The sequence below is a fragment of the Shewanella sp. LC6 genome (assembly GCF_006385735.2).
GTDB lineage: Bacteria > Pseudomonadota > Gammaproteobacteria > Enterobacterales > Shewanellaceae > Shewanella > Shewanella xiamenensis.
The window spans coordinates 2,805,489-2,823,374 of the sequence record NZ_CP043902.1; the positions used below are offsets into that span (position 1 = coordinate 2,805,489).

Here is a 17,886-nt window from a genome sequence, read left to right on the forward strand (position 1 = left end):
CGGGTTTTAACCTCAGTGCTTTAAAAATGATTAGCTTAAAAATCAGTGACTCAAGATTAGATAAAAGGGATCACAATGGCGTTTAAAATAGCCTCATCACCCCATGTTACCCGTAACTTGCATACTTCAACGGTTATGCAACGGGTTATTTTATGCTTGTTGCCCGGCCTTGTGGTGCAATGTGCCTTTTTTGGCTGGGGCACGCTTATTCAAGTGTTACTGGCGATTATCGTGGCCCTAAGCTGTGAAGCAGCGGTGATGAAACTGCGTCATCGCAGCATCAAAGCGAGCTTAAGCGATAACAGCGCCATGCTGACGGCAATTTTAATTGGGGTTGCAATCCCGCCACTGGCACCTTGGTGGATGATCGTGATGGGCACCGCCTTTGCGATTGTTATTGTTAAGCACCTCTATGGCGGCTTAGGCCATAACCTGTTTAACCCTGCCATGGCTGCCTATGTGTTGCTACTGGTGTCGTTTCCACTACAGATGACCAGCTGGATTGCGCCAAGTACCGTTGCACTCAATACCCCAAGTGTTATCGATAGCTTGCAACTTATCTTCAATCTCGGTGCCCATGGTGGGATGGATCAATTCCGTTTAGGGATTGATGGTATCAGTATGGCAACGCCGCTCGATACCCTCAAAACCGATTTGTCACTAGGGCTCACCACCACTGAAAGTATGACCAAAAGCATATTCGATGGCGGCACTGGCGTAGGTTGGTTTTGGGTCAATTTGGCGTATCTCGCTGGCGGGTTAGTGCTGCTTAAATTAAAAGCCATTCGTTGGCACATCAGTACTGGTGTCTTGGCGGGATTATTTGTGGCATCGAGCATCGGCTTTTTACTGTCACCCGATATGCAGGCAAGTCCGCTGTTCCATTTATTTTCGGGTGCGACCATGCTCGCCGCCTTCTTTATTGCGACCGATCCTGTCACCGCCACCACCAGCCCACGCGGCCGTTTGATTTTCGGTGCTTTAATCGGTGTCTTGGTATATATCATCCGTACCCAAGGCGGTTATCCCGACGCATTTGCTTTTGCTGTATTGCTCGCCAACCTGTGCGCGCCATTTATTGACTATTATGTGCGTCCGCGTGCCTATGGCCACTCAGCGGGCTAGACCTGTGAAATAGAGAATCAAGCGAGCTTGAACAAAGACTCTTGAGGAAAAAAATTGAATAACCCAATGATTAAAAATGGTCTGCTACTTGCCCTATTTGCCCTGCTCTGCACCGGCTTAGTGGCTGTGGTTAATCAACAGACCTTTGATGAAATAAAGCTGCAACAGCAGAAAGAACTGATGGGCATCTTACATCAACTGATCCCCGATGATCTCCATGACAATGAGCTGACTGCGCAGTGCACATTGCTACAAAATAGAGAGGCACTCGGCACCGATGATGCCATGCCCGCCTATATCGCCACTGCTGCGGGTAAGCCCGTCGCTATCGCCTTAGAAGCCATCGCTCCCGATGGTTACAACGGTAATATTAAGCTGATTGTAGGTATCAACACCCAAGGTGAAGTATTAGGCGTTCGTACGCTTTCCCACCAAGAAACCCCGGGCCTCGGGGATAAAATCGAGTTACGTAAATCTGATTGGGTCACCAAATTTGTGGGTAAAGTGCTTACATCTGAAGATGATAAGCAGTGGCAGGTGCAAAAAGACGGCGGCGATTTCGACCAATTCACTGGCGCGACAATTACACCACGCGCCTATGTGAAAGCCGTTAAACGCGCCGTGTGGTACTTTACTCAGCATCAAACAGAAATTTTCAGCCAACCACTGAATTGTGAGGCCAACCATGACTAATTATCGTGAAATTGCGTGGCAAGGACTGTGGAAAAATAACCCAGGGTTAGTGCAACTGCTGGGGCTGTGCCCACTGCTGGCCGTAACCGCCACCCTCACCAACGCCCTTGGCCTAGGTATCGCGACAATGCTGGTGCTGATTGGCTCAAACGTTTTAGTCTCGTTAGTGCGCGACTATGTTCCGAAGGAAATCCGAATCCCCGTGTTTGTGATGATCATTGCGGCGCTGGTGACAGCGGTGCAACTGTTAGTCAATGCCTACGCCTATGGATTGTATATGTCGTTAGGGATCTTCTTACCGCTGATTGTGACCAACTGCATTATCATTGGCCGCGCCGAAGCATTTGCTTCGCGTAATAATGCTTTTAGCTCGGCCTTCGATGGCTTGATGATGGGACTAGGCTTTACCTTAGTATTAGCAGTGCTTGGGGCTACGCGGGAAATTCTTGGCCAAGGTACCCTGTTTGATGGCGCCGACCAATTGCTCGGCCCATGGGCAAAGGCTTTAACCATTCAAGTATGGCAAGTCGATACCCCCTTCCTGCTGGCGATGTTACCGCCCGGCGCCTTTATTGTAATGGGCCTACTTATCGCCCTGAAAAATATTGTCGATAAAAAGCTTAAAGAGCGCCAGCCACAAGCAGCAGCGCAGCCTAGTGTGACACGGGCGCGGATCACCAAAGTGAGTTAAGCCTCATTGAGATAACAGCTTAAGTAGTGGGTTTAACGTTAAACCCACTACTGACAAGGATCACTATGAATCAACAAAAACGCATCCAAATCCTCACCCGCCTACGTGAAAACAATCCCAAACCCGAAACCGAGCTAAATTTCTCCAGTCCCTTTGAATTACTGGTGGCGGTAACGTTATCGGCACAGGCAACCGATGTGAGCGTGAATAAGGCGACCGATAAACTGTTTCCGGTGGCCAATACCGCCCACAGCATTTATGCCTTAGGCGTGGAAGGATTAAAGGAATATATCAAGACGATTGGCCTGTATAACAACAAGGCTATCAATGTGATTAAAACCTGTGAGATCTTGATTGAAAAATACAATGGCGAAGTCCCAGAGGACAGAGAAGCGCTAGAGTCGCTTCCTGGTGTCGGCCGCAAAACCGCCAACGTGGTGCTCAATACCGCCTTTGGATGGCCAACCATCGCCGTCGACACCCATATCTTTCGCCTCGCAAACCGCACTAAATTCGCCCCCGGTAAAAACGTGGTCGAAGTCGAAGAGCGTATGTTAAAGGTTGTTCCCGCTGAATTTAAGGTCGATGTGCACCACTGGTTTATTCTGCATGGTCGCTATACCTGTCTGGCCCGCAAACCGCGCTGTGGCAGCTGTATAATTGAGGATCTTTGCGAATTTAAAGAAAAGGTCTACCCCGAAGAATAAGGGCGCCATATGGCTGTCGTTAAGCGCTTTAACTAACGGAATAAACAAGTAACAAGGGCTTTTAGGCTAGAGAATACTTTCAGGTTCGAGAATATTTTGCTGAAAGCCCTTTTGTTATTCGCGCTGTTGTTAGCACCGTTCTTAGCACTTTGATGCAGATTAATCATTTTGCTTGAGCGGCTTTTTGCTGCAATAGGGCTAGCAATTCTTCATATTTGGGCCCTTGGCCAAACTGAGGTAGCGCGACCGCAAAGACCACCAGCGCAAAGGCAATATAAATCGCATACGAGTGACTCCAAAATCCGGCCAGCAACGTAAGCATGCCTAAGATAAGCAAAATAATCACCCCCATCCGCACCCGCTGCGCCATTTGCACTTTTTGTGTTGCGGCCGCGATTAACGCGAGTTCTGTTTCAGTAAATTCCATATCACATCCTACGCAGTAAAACCTACCCGATAAAAATAACCCTCAGGCACAGTTTGCACCTGAGGGCGGTTTTACTACAAACAATTTTATAGCGTTATTACTGAATTAACACCGCCTCGGGCACGGGCCATTGGCTAACCAACCATTCGCCCTGCCAATTTTGAATCGACACCCACAAGCTGTCCGTTGCCGCTAACTTAGCGCCCGTAATCGCATGCACATGCTGGCCATGTTTGCTGCCATGTAACACCCCATTTTCACCTTTTTGTAACGCTTCTAATGGCAGAGCAACTGGGCCGATATTGGCATAAGCTTGACGAATATGGGCCACATCTCCCTGCTCAAAGATCAACATAAAATCTTTAACGTAATCATCGTGGTGTTTATAGGGCGACTTTAAATCTAACGGCATAGGCGCAATCTTAAACTCCCCTAGTTGCTGACTCGGCCAAGCGGGTGGAAAACTCGGGCTAAGCGACTGATAGAGAAACACTAAGGGTAAAATTAAAATCAAGCCACTGAGCTTGTATTTATGCTTTAACCAAAATACTGATTTTGCCATTAGCGAGCCTCCCCAATCATATCTGCGGCCAAATCTGTGGTTTCGGCCTGTTTAAAGGCGCGAACATGGCGCAATCCCCACATCATAAAACCAGTGATTGACATCCCAGAAAGCACCAGACCAAAAAAGAACCAAATAAACTTAGTCCAAATCCCTCCCAAGGTGCCGTAATGCAGCGGATCAGCAATATGCATTAAGGTTTGCATGCCTGTCATAGTTTCTGGTGAGCTGACACTGGCGATTTCGCCGGTCCATGGATTAATGCTGAGATTATAGGAATATTGATCATAAAAAATATGATCGCCGCTGCCGCTTAAATGATACATATCCCGTTGATGCTCAGGCAGCATCACATAACTTGGTTGAAAATCGGGGAAGCGCTGTTTGGCTAAACTTAAAGCCTCGGTAAAAGAGACATTGGCGCTTGGCACTTTTGAATCGCCAGCCTGTACTAGCGGCACTTGCTCGGCAGCAATCAATGGTGCATGGGGCTCGATATCAATATCCGCATGCCAGAAGATAGCTTGGACTAAATACCAAAGCCCAGTGAGGCTCATAATCGCGATAAACCAAATCGACCAAACACCCGATAACTTATGCAGATCCGACAATAAGGTCTTCTTTCCTTGCGTTAGACGTAATTTAGGCACCAAAAAGCTGCGCCAAAAGCGTTTGTACACAATGAGCCCTGTCAATAATGAGACAAGCATCAAGAGCGCCATAGAGCACACTAGGTAATACCCCAAGCTATAACCGCCCTGCCAAGGAAACAACAGCCAACCATGTAATGAACGCATAAAGCCGATAAAAGTGATGCCTTCGTTGATCTGCTGGAGCTCACCCGTATATTGATTCACATAGGCGATAGCATAAGGCTTATCGGCATCGGTAAAAGTAATGGCATTGACTATATAAGGCTCAAAGGTCATTGCTCCCATGACTTGTGCATTTGGATAGGCCTTTTCCACCACCAGCATTAATTCATCAACGGGTTTCGCGGGTAGCTCATTCGGATTGGTCGCACGGGCTGCGGGGTTAGTCAGCCAAGTCAGTTCATGACTAAGTACTGCAACCGTGCCCGTTAAGCAGATGAAACTGAATAAAATCCAGATGGGCAATGATACCCAGCCGTGTAACATAAACCAGAAGCGATTACTTATTTTCGCCATGGGGAGTTGTTCCTACCTCTTTTAAAATCCTGTTAGTGTAAAGTTAATACGAATTATTATCAATACGGTATATGGGTAATCTACTATATTTACAAGATGAGTCACACATTTTGGGACAGCCAGCCTCTGGATATTCAACTCAAGCAGCGCTCAGGATGGATGAAGCGAGATAGGTTTAAATGAAAATGTTTATAGCATGCTGCTGATTACCACCGATTCAAATCGACATATATCCCTAGCCTGTCGAAGGCGCGTCTAGATGAAACACTGGATCAATTGGTATAGGTTTCTTGCTGAGATACCTGTATTTATGATGATTAGTGAATAAGTAATACTGATAAACAAAACAGTGTAACGTACTGTTATTATAAAATTTTATTAATTATTTTACCGATAGCTTGTCGGCAATAATTCTTTAGTCAGCACAGAAGATCCAGTACACTAGCCCTCTTTGCTTTAGAGAGTCCTTGCGAGTATGCCCTATTCACACCCCTTAGCCGATGCGCCTCAGCCACATACGCATATGCACCGTCAATTGGCTAAGCCGCAACCTAGGATTTCCCTCAAAGCACTTGCCGAGCAACTCAAGCTTGAGCAAGTCACCATCATTGGCAATGCGTCAGGGGAATGGCAACCTGCCGCTAAAGGTCTCACCTTTATTTTTAATGGTACGCAATGTCCGCAGCATTTCACGCCCCATGGTCATGTGGTTACGATTGCCAATGGCGGTTTTGCCGAATCGCAATATGCTTTTGAAGTTCAAGGTCATCCCCAAGGTTTGCAACTGGCCAAGGCATTGACCCAAGTCGCCACCGATCTCACTGCAACTCTCGGTTGCTGGCCATCATCGGGCTTAACAGCGATCGTACTTATGATGACCTTGGCACAACAACTACAAGTTCAGCGCATGTCGCTACTGCCCAGCTTACGGCGCAGTGTTGAACTGCCCGAGACAGTCCATCTCCCCTGCATGGTTCATAACTGGTTAGGGGAAAGAAGAATCGCTAAAGCCCTACTCTGTGATCGCTTAGACTGGGCTGAATTTACGCTGAAACCTTGGGAGCAAACAACGGAGGCAACACACCAAGTAAACTTTATCTGTGAAAGTGAAGATCCCTTTCTCAAACTGGATTTATTGAGACAATATCTTCTCATTGAGTGTGTAAATGAGGATACCAAGCAAGGAGTTCGGCAGCATTTAGCCGAGTTAGCACATACGCCAAGCGCTATTTGGTTGCAGTGTGCGGATAAAGCTAAACTCATCGCATGTGAGTCGCTGTTTTTTAATCATCAGCCCGAAACACAGCTCAGCCCTTGGTATTTAATGGATTACCACGCCTCACAATGGCTCGATGCCATTCGCCACCAACTTGCCTACTGCCAGCAGCAACTCGCCGATTAACACTGATCGCTTATCCTACTTTCCCTAACGCTATGCCTAATGGCTCAAAGTAGGCTATCAAGGCATTAAAGATACGTTGTCTATGTGATTCATCGGGATAAGCTCCTTCCTTTGCCTGCGCAGAGTAACGTGTGCCAGACACCAAATACGGATTTTGGATCCCTTGATAGGATTCGATACACGCTTCAAAGGCCCGAGCCATCATTTCGGTGGGTTTAGCAAAATACTGCGCACCATAACGCTTATCTAATGCTATTGCACGGCGTACATAATCGCTCGGCGCTAGATTGTCCTCAGAGAGTAATGTCACTCGAAAAATTTCTGCTAAACGATGATTTAACGGATGATCAATGAGCGGCAGATCCGCAAGCCAGAGATCACTGGCGCACTTAAAACGTCCCGTGGTTCGCGAAAACGCCTTAGGCGCCACATAATGGTCAAACGCATGCCAAAACTCATGGGCCAAGGCGCCAGCGCCGGCATTTTTTGCTAATGCCAGCTCTCTAGCCGCGGGAGCATAATGGGCCTGCACCCCCTTTTGCCCGCCATGACCAAAGGCAAGACTTAAGGTTTGCCTTAGCCCTAAGGTTAAGGGCGGTAAATGCAGGATAAAGGCAAGGTCTGCCAGCGAATCAAACACTAAATTAGCGGCAATTAAGGATTCTTCCCGCGTAACCCAACGCCCTACACGCACATGACTAAAGCCAAAGGTTTGTTTCACGTCGAGAAAAGTCATTTGCTCCCCAAAGCGATAATCGGGGCCATGACGGTGGTATTGCTGATGGATTAGCACAATCCGTTAGAATCGTCGATTAAGTAATGTATAAAGGCCATTCTATGTGAAAGCCGAATACATTTATAGTGTTAACCAGTAGCCATCCTATACTGGCGTAATTGCCGCTAATTTGCTCAAAAACACTTCTAAACTAAAGGGCTTTTGGATAAAGACCACATCGGGAAATCGCCCAAGTGCTGGGATCTCATCACTATCATTGGCTGAAAGCAGAAAATACTGGCATTCCCAAGTACTATCATCCATCTCAATGATAAGCTGGCGCATTTGTTGGATTAACACTAATCCGTCAGTCTCCTTTAACCGATAATCGACAATCACCAATCGTGGCCGCAGCGTTTTAAATAGCCTTAACGCCGATTCAGCCTGATCTGTACAGTGGATTTGGGCAAAATGGGACTCGAGCGCTCCACGGCAAATCTCAAGATTAAACAGATTATCATCCACCAATAGTAATGGTTGCTGGGTATAACGGTGTATTGGCTCCTGCTTCTGGTGATAAAACTGACACGGAAAGTGCATTAATACCGTGGTTCCTCGTCCTTGCTGACTGCGTATCCGTAATTTACCGCCAATCTGCTCCAATAATCGCTTACAGGTATAAAGCCCAAGCCCTATTCCCGAAATACCATAGGAGCTGGACAGTGATTGATAAATAAAGGGACTATCTAACGCCCGCTTTGCTTGCATAGGCATACCTTCACCAAAATCACGGATCAACACCCTCAACATAGGTGAAGCTGAAGCTTGATTAAATGAAGGATGCAAATCCATATAACAGTGTACCTGCTCACCAGTACTGTATTTAAAAGCATTATTAATAATATTGGTGACAAGTTGGAATAGCTTAGTGCCATCAAGCTTAAGCAAGTCAGGTAACCTATCACTCACCGACACCGTGAGGGTTTTACCCGAAGTAGTATTGAAAGCTTGATAGTATTCTTGAATGCGACCAACATATTCTCTGAGGTTAATCGCATGCTGATCTAATGTGAGTTTTCCAACTTCAGCCTTACTGTAATTTAATGTGTTTTCAGCAACCGAATAAAGCAAATTTGCTGACCAGATCATTTTATCGACAATATGGCTTAGCTCCTGTTTTGATGTGCCCTGCTGCACTGGCTCGGATGGTATTGAAAGAGTTTTCTTGAGCATCCGGCTATAACCAAGCAACGCATTTATTGGCGTGCGGATCTCATGATTAATACTGGCCATTACCGCTAATTTCGAACGATTTTCACATTCGATGCGTTCAATAAGCTGTTGATGTTTCGCTTTAAAAAACCATAGTAGCGAAAATGCTAGCCCAAGAAGCGCAATCGATAGGATTATAACGAAAAGCTCAATCACTTCCGCTCGAGGTACCTGATAATAAACCTGTAAATTGAAACGGGTCTGATATTCGTTCAATGTAATAAACTGACGATCTGAATAGGCAAATAAGCGCCAAATCCCCGTTGCAGCTGGGATATCACAGAAAGCGCTTCGTAAAATTGAATGCTCGAACTGATACGTAATGCATACATCTTGCTCTTGATCGATACGCGTCAAAATCCTTTTTTGGGAAATGGCATAAATCAAATAAGGCATCTGAGGTTCATCAATCTTAACGGTCAAAAGGGTATAATTGATTAGCCTGGCGTGTAAACTCCCGTTGTCCATCATACTTAATGTTAATGGTTTAAGTTCTGGCAAGATGGATGGATCAGAAATATACGCCAGTTCGAGTTCAGGGGTTAATGTGAAGGCAACAGCAGATTTGATCTTCAGCAAATCCTTAGCAAATACTTCAAATTCTTTTGTGGTCACCGCAGCGGAAGCATTAAAAAACGATCGCAATGCATCTAACATAATACGGTGTTGTAAAAACATATCTTGGGATGATGAAAATACTGCCTGAGCTTTTTTTTGATAAACCGCTTTAAATTCATTAATTGAATGGGCAAGCGTTAAGCAAATAATAATCAGCGTAATAAATAACCCGGTAAGCAAGTACATGCTTGAAGTATATTTACTCCCCATTATCTTGCTCCTTTACGGCATTTAACAAAAATTGGATCTGGGTGTTAAAAGCCGATACTGAAGCCAAATTTGAAACACACAACGTCTCATCCAAGGCGAGATAACTCGTCATCCCCAAAAACTCATGCCTAAGATCAGAAAAACATTCTTCAGCGTTGAGTGACATAAGTTGCAGACTCATGCGTTCAAGCTCTATGAGTAAAGCTCGCCTTAACACTTGTTGCTGCGGCTGTTGATATTGCGCCAAAAAAACTGACAGCGCTTGCTTCACTTGGTGTTCAAGCCCATGATTATTCATGTATTAAACACTCACTTTGATAATGGCCTATCCAGTTAATAAGGTAACGACCTTCAATGGGTGGACTATACAAATATCCCTGTGCCACATCACAACCTAAGGCTGTCAAAATAGCGGCAATAGCGGCTGTTTCTACGCCTTCGGCAACTACTTTTACGTGCATCTTTTGCGCTAGGGCAATGGTCGACTCAACAATTAAATAATGTTGATGATTGATATCCATATCGGAGACAAAACTTTTATCAATTTTTATTTCTTTAAAAGGAATAGCATCAAGACGATCATAGGTCGAATAGCTTTTACCAAAATCATCCAGTGAAATATCAATATTATTAATAATGAGCCGGGCAATCGAATTAAGAACTCGATCTTGATTAATGATTTCCTGTGATTCAGTTAACTCTAAAATTAAGTGAATCCCCGTATGAGCACGACTAGACTCGATAATGTATTCAATTAATTCCTCACAGGTGAGATCATCTGCCGTAATATTGATTGATAATGAAAATGGGGTGAGTAGAGGCTGGCGTAGCCAACACTGCAATGCCTGAGAAATCACCATCCGCGAAAAAATACTGTTTAATCCCTGCTGATTGATTAAAGGCAAAAATACGTCGGGATAAATATAACCATGGTGGCGATCACATAAACGAGACAACACCTCAAAACCAGTAATTTCTTGGGTTTTTAAATTAATCTTTGGCTGGTAACAGAGGATCAACTGTTCATCCTTAAGTAACTGTTGAACGTTGATATTTGCATGTCGGTGACCTCGATGACGATGCGTAGTTGACTCAGGCACATCTTCGGTGTCGGTCGTAAGCAATGGCATTAAGATATCACTGGCATTGACAGGCTTTGCAAACACACCCAATAGGTTTAACCTGAGTGTATGAATAATACAGTCTACCAATTCAAGAGTTCGTTTATCGGAAGAACTGATCACGGCAATCGGAATCGACATCCACCGAGGCTCAGTCGCCAACATATTGATGACAGCAATACCATCGCCCTGCTCCATCTTCAAATCGATAATGATGAGATCGAGTGATACATTTAACCCCATAATTAAATCAATCCCTTGATTGCCATTACTGGCTTCATAAATATTAATTTCATTTTCGGCTAAACATTTATTGATATCCGCTTTGAGCGTTTCTCGGATAAATTTTTGATCATCAATAATGAGTATATTCATATATTGGTCTCTAGCTGCATAAAGAAAATAGGATCGATTGTCTGAGACTTAGCCGAAGGAATAACCGATAATTTCAGCAAATTTCGATTAGCCATGACTTCGGTTCTACTAGCGAAAAAGGAATAATTTTTTATAGATCTATGATTGTTTTCTAAGGTTCTAATTTTAAAAATAGGTAACTTGAATTGGGAAAGCTTCCTTTTTAAGGATTCATCACAGATGCTGAAACTTAAGTACTTTATCGAACGACATAAAGCCATTTCATTCAGGTAGACAGACATCATATAGTTTTCAATATGAGGTGTGACACCAAAAGAAGAAAACACCATTAAGGTATCGGGGCTAGACTGACTGTTATGGCTAATAACCTCAAACAAATCCACTTCATCATTCATAAATTCGAGCGCGACCTTAGCGTGCGTGCGGCAAAATAAACAATGCCCAACAATCTGCTCACCAAAACTAAATGCAACAACGAGCGATAATCCCAAAAAAAAGGGTTGCGATAATTGGCAATTATTCAAACAAAGCCGGGGGTTACTCTCATACACCAAGCTCAACTGTAGTAAGGTCATAAAGTTATCATGATGGTTATCAATAAATTCGACACGATAAGGTTTATTACGATAATAAGGATGTTCGCTACGTTCGACACTCGAATCAAATAAATTAATCGAGGCGAGTCCTTCACTAACAAAACTTTTATCCTGCCGATAAATATCAAATAATTCTGAACCAAAAATTTCTACAATTTCTGCCTGTTTTGCTAGCGATGGAATATTGACTCCTCGCTCCCAACGGCTAATCGTAATCGCATCTAAAGCATCAAATAAACAACTTTTTTCCCTGAGTAAACAACATAAATCTTCCTGTGAAAGTTGATTTTCAGTGCGTGTGTGTTTTAAGAAATTGGAGAATGTCTGTGCACTTGTTTTGCTTTGATAGGAGATAGGTGTACAAATCATAGCGTGTTCCATCAGTCTTTTTTATTTTCTCAAGCAGCTCCATATATGTCTCAAGGTCAACATCATCTATTGGTTCTGGATACCTTAGGGTATAGATAATCCAGATACGTTGCTGTTCTTCCACAAAATAGAGACCAGTGATTTTCTCTTCTTGCATCACTTATACCTTTATAGATTTAGCCATATAACCATAATTTTGCTACGGTAATAGCAGTATAAGTGCCATCTTTTAAATAAGACCATGGCACTATTACAGTATGTCATGGGAAAAAGTGTCTAGTGATCCATGCGGTAATATCTATTCGAACAAGCTGTATTACTGGCGATACACTGAAGGATCCCCTCATAAATCAGCCATAGCATAGCCATATTTGAGCAACTGATTGGCGAATAATACCCAGGCCGCCAGCAATTCTTTCTCCGTGATTTGATAATCAGGCCGCCTGAGCACCTCCAATCCCAAGCGAATCGTTGAGAGTACCGTTCGATGCCCAATGGTATTGGCCTGAAAATGCTTATCCCAGCCCTGTTGCTGTGCGTGTAAACCAACTAGCCACAACAGGCATTGAACCATCAACGCTATCAGTAGGATGATGTCGAATCGCTCTGGACTGTTGGTACGACTTTGGCGTAAGCCAAAGCCGTATGCCGGGCTTTTGAGGTCACGAAAGGTTTCCTCTATTTGCATACGTTTGGCGTACAGGTTTACCAGCTGCTTTGGGCTCCGAGATTCTGGTGGTAAATTGCTGGCTAACACCCAAGGCTCTTTCGCCGATGTTGAGTACGTTTTTGCCGATGGATGGTGGCAATTAGTCCTCGTTGAACGCTGATTTGTACGCCCCTTAGGTTTGCTACGATAAAGCGTGAGATGGCAATTGATAGGGTTAGTTTTGGTCAAGGTCTTACAACCCAGGCTCTTCGCTTGACCGTTGGCCAAGTCATGTGTACTGCGAACTGCACGCCAATTTTCAGCGCCAATATCTGCAAATTGAACTGTACCGCGAATACGGCTTAGCCAAAACCAACCATGCGCCTCAACCTCTTTGTACCAAGGCACTTTGAACCCCGCGTCAGTCACGATGAGAGGGGTAACATGCAAAGGTAAAATCTTGGCTAAGTCCGCTAAAAAACCGTTGTGGGAGGCCTTAGAGCATTGTTCTGATAGGGGATAGGACTTCTCATACAGGGTAATAGAGCGGCCATTGAAGGCTATTGAGGCGCGCAGAGCCATGATGCGTTTATGCTCTCGGATGTCTGACCAATCGACGAGCACAATCGGCATAGGGTTACCAGAACAGATGAGGCTGGCATGCCATTGGTAGACAGCTAACCGTTCTTGATGCAGATGCGTGTTGCCGAGCAAACGATCAATGCGCTTGATGTTGTGCTTGGTTCGGGCCGTGGTTGGTAAATTTCGACCTAACTCAGTCAAGGTCAGTGTCTTACATTCAATCAGTGCCTTAGAGGCCAGCATCAAGCTGTTTAATCGTTTTAGGTGAAGTTCTGGGCAGTATTGGTGTAAAGAATGTTGTAGGATATTGGCTTCGCGCATCTTGTTGTCCAAGTGTAGTTTTTAGCGAAACCATTTGATCATGCAACAAGATGCGCTTCCACTCTAATTTGATGATTTATTTGTAAATCATCAGGGGATTCTTCAGTGCTGGGTGAGTTGTTCAATCTGATTCTGAATGGATCTCAGTTGTTTTTGAATACTTTCACTAAATCCAGAACTGCGGTTAGACAATGCACGCACTTCATCCGCCACGACCGCAAAGCCTCTGCCCGCTTCCCCAGCACGCGCCGCCTCAATCGCGGCATTTAAAGCGAGTAAGTTTGTTTGAGAAGATATTTGATCGATATCCTGTAAGGCCTTCATCGCCTGCGGCATGGATTCGTAAATAAGGTTAACTTTCTCAAGCAATTCCATTGTTGAGGCAGACATTTCTATGGTGGATTGAATAAAGCGTTCTAACGTTTGCGACGTATTATTCGCAAATTGTTTCATCTGCTCGGAGTGAAATATCTCAGCATCATCGGTACTTTTTACTAGATCAGAGATAAATCCCGTTTGCTCAGTCATCAGCCGGCCTAAGCCATCAAAAGAATCTCCGAGTAAATTAACCGCATCCTCCTGAACCCGCAGGACATTATGGATATTATTTTCACATTCACTCACAGTCGCAATCGCCTCTTGGTATAAGCGTTGATGCGTTTGCCAACCAAGAGCGACGTCATCCCGTTGTTCTACTTGAGAGGTGCTAAACACCACCGAAGATTGCTGCTGACGGTAAAATTGCCAACATAACATCACGGCAACCGCCAACACCGGACTGAGGAGCCAAAGGGTAATAGACCCCACCAAGTAACCTATTGCTATTGCAAAGACTCCGATGATGCCATCCATGTATCTCATAAACACTTCACAATAATTTATCCGTGTGTAAAAAGTAGTTTGAGATTCAGGGGTTTTCAAACAAATACGGAAAATTTTTACTTTGTTTAGGGCGTGTTGACATTTCTTGATTAGATTATCTTCGCTCTGGCAAGCTTATACTCTCGTAATACGTCGACTCAGATGACGAGAGGCAAGGAGTAGACGTTTGCCATCTGCAGCCTTGTAGCATTTGGCCGCCAAAATCTCCGCAAAGCCCACAGGTTTTCGCTTCTGTAGTCAGAGATTTCGCTCTTACTAAAAATGTTTCATTAAAGATAAAAATATGATGTTTACCGCATTTAACTTAATGATTTACTAATAAACTTACCGCGCAATACCTGAATCAAAACTGTGCAGCCCCACGTGCGTAGGTTACACTGGCAGCGTCTTCGTCTGGGATGGGATCATTTATGAGTCAACGTACACTACATTCCTTATTTAAACCCACATCCGTTGCCATCATTGGCGCCTCTAATAGCGAGAAACGTGCAGGTAATGTGCTGATGAAAAACCTGCTCTCCAGCGGGTTTTCTGGGCCCATCATGCCCGTTACGCCCAAATATCGCGCGGTAATGGGCGTGCTTGCTTATCCCAACATTGAAGCCTTACCGATAAAACCCGACCTCGCGGTGATTTGTACTCGTGCTAGCCGTGTACCCGCGATTGTCGAAACTCTCGCGCAATTTGGCTGTAAAGTGGCAATTATTATGGCTTCTGGGATGGCGCAGGAAGTCAACGATGATGGTGTAAGCTTACTCGACCTAGCCATGCAACATGCCAAACGTTATGGCATGCGTATCCTTGGTCCTAATAGTTTAGGGATGCTTTTACCGCCCTTAGGACTCAATGCTAGCCTTGCCCATGCGAGTGCCTTACCCGGCAAAATTGCGTTTGTATCCCAATCAGCGGCAATATGCACCACAGTGCTCGATTGGGCAAATAACAAAGGGATTGGCTTTTCGTCTTTTATTTCCCTTGGCGATGCCACTGATATTAACTTCGATGAACTGCTCGATTATCTCGGCCGCGATAGCCGTACCAGTGCCATTATGCTGTATATCGACTCAGTTAATGAGAAGCGCCATTTTCTCTCTGCTGCCCGAGCAGCCTCGCGTAATAAACCGATTTTAGTGATTAAATCGGGCCGCAGCGCCGAAGGCGTACGGGCCGCGAAACAACATACGGGCGGTATCGGTGGTAATGATGCTGTGTATGAAGCCGCCTTTAGGCGCGCGGGGATGCTGAGGGTAAATGATTTAATAGAACTTTTTGCCGCGGTTGAAAGCCTTGCCCACTCCAATCCACTGCAGGGAGAGCGATTAGGTATTATCAGTAATGGTGGCGGGCCCGCGGTATTAGCCGTCGATGAACTGATCCTCCGCGGCGGGAAATTAGCAGAATTATCCCCAGACACGCTTGCTAAGCTTGATGCAGTACTGCCCTCGACGTGGTCGAAGCAAAATCCGGTGGATATTATCGGTGATGCGAATGCTAGCCGCTATGCCAATGCGCTCTCCATCCTAATGGATAGTGAGGAATTAGATGCCATTTTAGTATTGCATTCGCCCTCAGCCCTTGGTGAAAGTGTCGAGATTGCCGATGCCTTAATTAAAGTTATCCACGCGCATCCGAAGAAAAACCGTTTAAATATCCTCACCAACTGGAGCGGTGAAGACTCGGCCTATCAAGCCCGCAAACGCTTTACCAAGGGCGGCATCTCCACCTATCGCACCCCCGAAGGGGCAGTAGGCGCCTTTATGCATATGGTGGAATATCGTCGCAATCAAAAACTGCTACAGGAAGTGCCGCAGTCGATCCCCGACAATATTCCGACCGATAGCCAAACAGCGCGAAAATTGCTGCAAGCGGCGCAGGCCAAGGGTAAAGCGGTACTCGAAACCCATGAAGCCAGCCCGATTTTGCGCGCCTATGGCCTCAATACTATCGACACTTGGTTTGTCAAAGATGCTGATGAGGCCGTCGCTATAGCCAATGAGGCAGGTTACCCCCTTGCGCTCAAGGTGCAATCACCCAATATTTTGCATAAATCCGATGTTCACGGGGTGATGCTTAATCTGACCTCGGAGGAAGACATTCGCCATGCCGCGAATGCAATTACCCAGCGGGTACATCAGGCCAATCCGGACGCCATTATCGAAGGCATGATAGTACAAAAGATGGCACTGACTGCGGGCGCGCAGGAAATCCGTGTCGCCGTGATTAGCGATCCCGTCTTTGGCCCAGCCATCTGTTTGGGTGAAGGCGGCTCAGAATGGGATCCGACTCAGGATGCGGCGGTTGCTTTGCCTCCACTCAATATGGCACTGGCCCGTTATATGGTCATCCAAGCCCTAAAAACCCATAAGTTAAAAGATCGGCATTTGCCACTAGGGCTTGATATGAACGCCCTATGCGTGATGCTGACGCAAATATCCCACATAATTATCGACTGTCCAGAGATTGCGGCGCTGGATCTCAACCCTGTACTGGCGGCGGGGGAAAACATTACCCTGCTCGATGTGAATATCCGCCTACACGATGCCAATACGGATAATCCCTCTCGACTTGCCATCATGCCCTACCCCAAAGAGTTAGAAGAATTTGCCGAGCTAAAAAATGGCCTCAGAGTGATGCTTCGCCCCATTCTTCCCGAGGATGAGCCTAAACATTTGGCCTTTGATAACTCCCTCTCCGATGAGGACAGATATAAACGCTATTTTGGCGTACGCTCGAAAATGACCCACGAGGAAATGGCGGTATTGACTCAAATCGATTATGCCCGCGAAATGGCCTTTATCGCTACGGCCAAAGGACCGGACGGTGATGACATTACCTTAGGCGCGGTAAGGGCCTCCATCGACCCCGATAATACCGAGGCAGAATTTGCTATGGCGGTACGGGGGGATCACCAAGGCATTGGGCTAGGTAAACTGCTGCTTGAAAAATTGATTAAATACTATCAAGCCAATGACACCCCTGTGCTTACAGGCTTTACCATGTTTGAAAACCGCAATATGGCAAGTCTTGCTAAAAGCCTAGGCTTTAAGGTGACCTTCGATATGGAAGAGCATCTAATCAAAATGCATATGGACCTCAAAAGTAACAGCCCTGTCAATACATGATATACCTAGGGTATGTTGACGTTTTAGGGTTATTTTTGCAGCAATTTGGCGGGCGTTTATGCAAGGCAAAGTCCGTGTAGTTATTCTACATAAACGGACGATAATGCGGCAGAAACGCCAGCTAAATGCTTCCTCAAGGGTTCGACTTACTTCCTGCCATAAGAGCCGTTCGTCATTTGAGTAGAATAACGACACAGCATTCCTCGTTTCGCGAGCACGTACTGCCGGAACGATCAACATTTAATCTCGAAACGTCAACACACCCTAATGTCTTACAA

The 17,886-nt window shown here is 45.4% G+C and carries 16 protein-coding genes; 6 read left to right on the forward strand and 10 right to left on the reverse strand.

Annotation, left to right across the window (positions count from 1 at the left end):
- Positions 1–75: 75 nt before the first annotated feature.
- From rsxD to nth, 4 genes are all read left to right on the forward strand, one after another.
- Positions 76–1,125 carry an electron transport complex subunit RsxD gene (rsxD, locus tag FJD32_RS12705; protein ID WP_140906675.1) on the forward strand — a complete coding sequence of 350 codons (1,050 nt, stop codon included), beginning with the start codon at positions 76–78 and terminating at the stop codon, positions 1,123–1,125.
- Positions 1,126–1,179: 54 nt separating this feature from the next.
- Positions 1,180–1,818 carry an electron transport complex subunit RsxG gene (gene rsxG, locus FJD32_RS12710; RefSeq protein WP_140906676.1) on the forward strand — a complete coding sequence of 213 codons (639 nt, stop codon included), beginning with the start codon at positions 1,180–1,182 and terminating at the stop codon, positions 1,816–1,818.
- Complete coding sequence (locus tag FJD32_RS12715) at positions 1,811–2,509, forward strand: electron transport complex subunit E (RefSeq protein ID WP_037418658.1); 699 nt, start codon at positions 1,811–1,813, stop codon at positions 2,507–2,509. Before rsxG ends, FJD32_RS12715 begins: the two co-directional genes overlap by 8 nt.
- Positions 2,510–2,574: 65 nt before the next feature.
- Complete coding sequence (gene nth, locus FJD32_RS12720; protein WP_037418655.1) at positions 2,575–3,216, forward strand: endonuclease III; 642 nt, start codon at positions 2,575–2,577, stop codon at positions 3,214–3,216.
- Positions 3,217–3,379: 163 nt separating this feature from the next.
- Here nth and FJD32_RS12725 read toward each other — a convergent pair whose 3' ends face one another.
- The 3 genes from FJD32_RS12725 to FJD32_RS12735 form a co-directional block, all read right to left on the reverse strand.
- Positions 3,380–3,643, reverse strand: coding sequence for a hypothetical protein (locus FJD32_RS12725; protein WP_140906677.1), 264 nt, complete (start codon positions 3,641–3,643; stop codon positions 3,380–3,382).
- Between the two features lie 97 nt (positions 3,644–3,740).
- Positions 3,741–4,205, reverse strand: a complete 465-nt coding sequence (locus FJD32_RS12730; protein ID WP_140906678.1) for a hypothetical protein — start codon at positions 4,203–4,205, stop codon at positions 3,741–3,743.
- Complete coding sequence (locus tag FJD32_RS12735; RefSeq protein ID WP_140906679.1) at positions 4,205–5,374, reverse strand: PepSY-associated TM helix domain-containing protein; 1,170 nt, start codon at positions 5,372–5,374, stop codon at positions 4,205–4,207. The genes FJD32_RS12730 and FJD32_RS12735 overlap by 1 nt, the downstream gene beginning before the upstream one ends.
- A gap of 475 nt (positions 5,375–5,849) precedes the next feature.
- On the opposite strand from FJD32_RS12735, the gene FJD32_RS12740 reads away from it, so the two are divergent.
- On the forward strand, positions 5,850–6,776 hold the full coding sequence (locus FJD32_RS12740) for a hypothetical protein (RefSeq protein WP_140906680.1): 927 nt from the start codon (positions 5,850–5,852) through the stop codon (positions 6,774–6,776).
- A gap of 10 nt (positions 6,777–6,786) precedes the next feature.
- Here FJD32_RS12740 and FJD32_RS12745 read toward each other — a convergent pair whose 3' ends face one another.
- The 7 genes from FJD32_RS12745 to FJD32_RS25250 all read right to left on the reverse strand — a co-directional run bounded on the left by FJD32_RS12745 (position 6,787) and on the right by FJD32_RS25250 (position 14,465).
- A complete protein-coding gene (locus FJD32_RS12745; protein ID WP_140906681.1) occupies positions 6,787–7,569 on the reverse strand; it encodes a CLCA_X family protein in 783 nt (260 codons plus the stop codon).
- 87 nt (positions 7,570–7,656) lie between these two features.
- A complete protein-coding gene (locus tag FJD32_RS12750) occupies positions 7,657–9,591 on the reverse strand; it encodes an ATP-binding protein (protein ID WP_140906682.1) in 1,935 nt (644 codons plus the stop codon).
- Entirely contained in the window at positions 9,581–9,889 is a 309-nt protein-coding gene (locus FJD32_RS12755; protein ID WP_055648259.1) for a hypothetical protein, read from the reverse strand. Before FJD32_RS12755 ends, FJD32_RS12750 begins: the two co-directional genes overlap by 11 nt.
- Positions 9,882–11,087 carry an EAL domain-containing response regulator gene (locus FJD32_RS12760; protein ID WP_140906683.1) on the reverse strand — a complete coding sequence of 402 codons (1,206 nt, stop codon included), beginning with the start codon at positions 11,085–11,087 and terminating at the stop codon, positions 9,882–9,884. Before FJD32_RS12760 ends, FJD32_RS12755 begins: the two co-directional genes overlap by 8 nt.
- Positions 11,084–12,052 (reverse strand): helix-turn-helix domain-containing protein, encoded by a 969-nt coding sequence (locus tag FJD32_RS12765; RefSeq protein WP_047537563.1) that lies wholly within the window; start codon positions 12,050–12,052, stop codon positions 11,084–11,086. Before FJD32_RS12765 ends, FJD32_RS12760 begins: the two co-directional genes overlap by 4 nt.
- Before the next feature lie 343 nt (positions 12,053–12,395).
- Entirely contained in the window at positions 12,396–13,604 is a 1,209-nt protein-coding gene (locus FJD32_RS12770) for an IS4-like element IS10A family transposase (protein ID WP_001206290.1), read from the reverse strand.
- Positions 13,605–13,706: 102 nt separating this feature from the next.
- Entirely contained in the window at positions 13,707–14,465 is a 759-nt protein-coding gene (locus FJD32_RS25250) for a methyl-accepting chemotaxis protein (protein WP_140907348.1), read from the reverse strand.
- A 431-nt stretch (positions 14,466–14,896) separates the two neighbouring features.
- Here FJD32_RS25250 and FJD32_RS12780 point away from each other — a divergent pair, with 431 nt between their 5' ends.
- On the forward strand, positions 14,897–17,608 hold the full coding sequence (locus FJD32_RS12780) for an acetate--CoA ligase family protein (protein WP_055648381.1): 2,712 nt from the start codon (positions 14,897–14,899) through the stop codon (positions 17,606–17,608).
- Positions 17,609–17,886 lie beyond the last annotated feature (278 nt).

Bases quoted from the DNA above. Each gene is read 5' to 3' on its own strand.
- FJD32_RS12725 (WP_140906677.1), bottom strand. From the start codon at position 3,643: ATGGAATTTACTGAAACAGAACTCGCGTTAATCGCGGCCGCAACACAA.
- FJD32_RS12750 (WP_140906682.1), bottom strand. From the start codon at position 9,591: ATGGGGAGTAAATATACTTCAAGCATGTACTTGCTTACCGGGTTATTT.
- nth (WP_037418655.1), top strand. From the start codon at position 2,575: ATGAATCAACAAAAACGCATCCAAATCCTCACCCGCCTACGTGAAAAC.
- FJD32_RS12770 (WP_001206290.1), bottom strand. From the start codon at position 13,604: ATGCGCGAAGCCAATATCCTACAACATTCTTTACACCAATACTGCCCA.
- FJD32_RS12740 (WP_140906680.1), top strand. From the start codon at position 5,850: ATGCCCTATTCACACCCCTTAGCCGATGCGCCTCAGCCACATACGCAT.
- FJD32_RS12735 (WP_140906679.1), bottom strand. From the start codon at position 5,374: ATGGCGAAAATAAGTAATCGCTTCTGGTTTATGTTACACGGCTGGGTA.
- FJD32_RS12765 (WP_047537563.1), bottom strand. From the start codon at position 12,052: ATGATTTGTACACCTATCTCCTATCAAAGCAAAACAAGTGCACAGACA.
- FJD32_RS12760 (WP_140906683.1), bottom strand. From the start codon at position 11,087: ATGAATATACTCATTATTGATGATCAAAAATTTATCCGAGAAACGCTC.
- FJD32_RS12755 (WP_055648259.1), bottom strand. From the start codon at position 9,889: ATGAATAATCATGGGCTTGAACACCAAGTGAAGCAAGCGCTGTCAGTT.
- FJD32_RS12715 (WP_037418658.1), top strand. From the start codon at position 1,811: ATGACTAATTATCGTGAAATTGCGTGGCAAGGACTGTGGAAAAATAAC.
- FJD32_RS12780 (WP_055648381.1), top strand. From the start codon at position 14,897: ATGAGTCAACGTACACTACATTCCTTATTTAAACCCACATCCGTTGCC.
- rsxD (WP_140906675.1), top strand. From the start codon at position 76: ATGGCGTTTAAAATAGCCTCATCACCCCATGTTACCCGTAACTTGCAT.
- FJD32_RS25250 (WP_140907348.1), bottom strand. From the start codon at position 14,465: ATGAGATACATGGATGGCATCATCGGAGTCTTTGCAATAGCAATAGGT.
- FJD32_RS12730 (WP_140906678.1), bottom strand. From the start codon at position 4,205: ATGGCAAAATCAGTATTTTGGTTAAAGCATAAATACAAGCTCAGTGGC.